Source organism: Mesorhizobium sp. M7A.F.Ca.CA.003.01.2.1 (assembly GCF_003998945.1).
GTDB classification, from domain to species: Bacteria; Pseudomonadota; Alphaproteobacteria; order Rhizobiales; family Rhizobiaceae; genus Mesorhizobium; species Mesorhizobium ciceri.
In genome coordinates this window covers 1-591 of the sequence record NZ_RZRA01001578.1, presented here as the reverse complement: position 1 = coordinate 591, position 591 = coordinate 1, and the positions used below count along the sequence as shown (strand labels likewise).

Here is a 591-nt window from a genome sequence, read left to right as displayed (position 1 = left end):
GCGTCCGGCTCATCCTCCGGAGCGCGGCCATAGATATGCAGCCCGTCCTTGATGGCGAAATCCTTGAGGTCGCAGAGCCAGGCATCGATGCGGCGCAAGGCCTCGTCGGGCGCGTCGGTTCTGGCAACGCCGGCTTCGGAGGCGAGACCGGTTTTTTGCGCGGTGTCGACGATCAGTTTCGCCAGTCGGTCACGGCGGCGACGGTCGAGCCCGTCGGCCTGCGCATATTCGTCGACCAGCCGCTCGAGCTTGTGCTGGTTTTCGTCCAGCCCGGCGCCGGTCAGCGGTGGCGGTAAATGGCCAAGGGTGACGGCGGCAATGCGCCGCTTGGCCTGCGCCGCTTCGCCCGGGTTGGAGACGATGAAGGGATAGATGACGGGCAGGGGACCGGTGACGATCTCCGGAAAGCAGTTTTCCGACAGAGCAACGGTTTTGCCCGGCAGCCATTCAAGCGTGCCATGGGCGCCGACATGGACCAGCGCGTGGACGCCGAGCGACTTGCGCAGCCAGAGGCCGAAGGCGATCAGCGCATGGCGCGGGGGCAGCGTCGGGTCGTGGTAGTCGGCGCGGCGGTCGACGGGGCGGCCGCGG

Annotated in this window: 1 protein-coding gene; it reads right to left on the bottom strand. The window is 67.9% G+C overall.

The genetic code is table 11. The features are described from left to right. Positions 1 to 591: cobaltochelatase subunit CobN (locus EN969_RS34320; RefSeq protein ID WP_206525372.1), on the bottom strand; the 591-nt coding region annotated here is incomplete at both ends.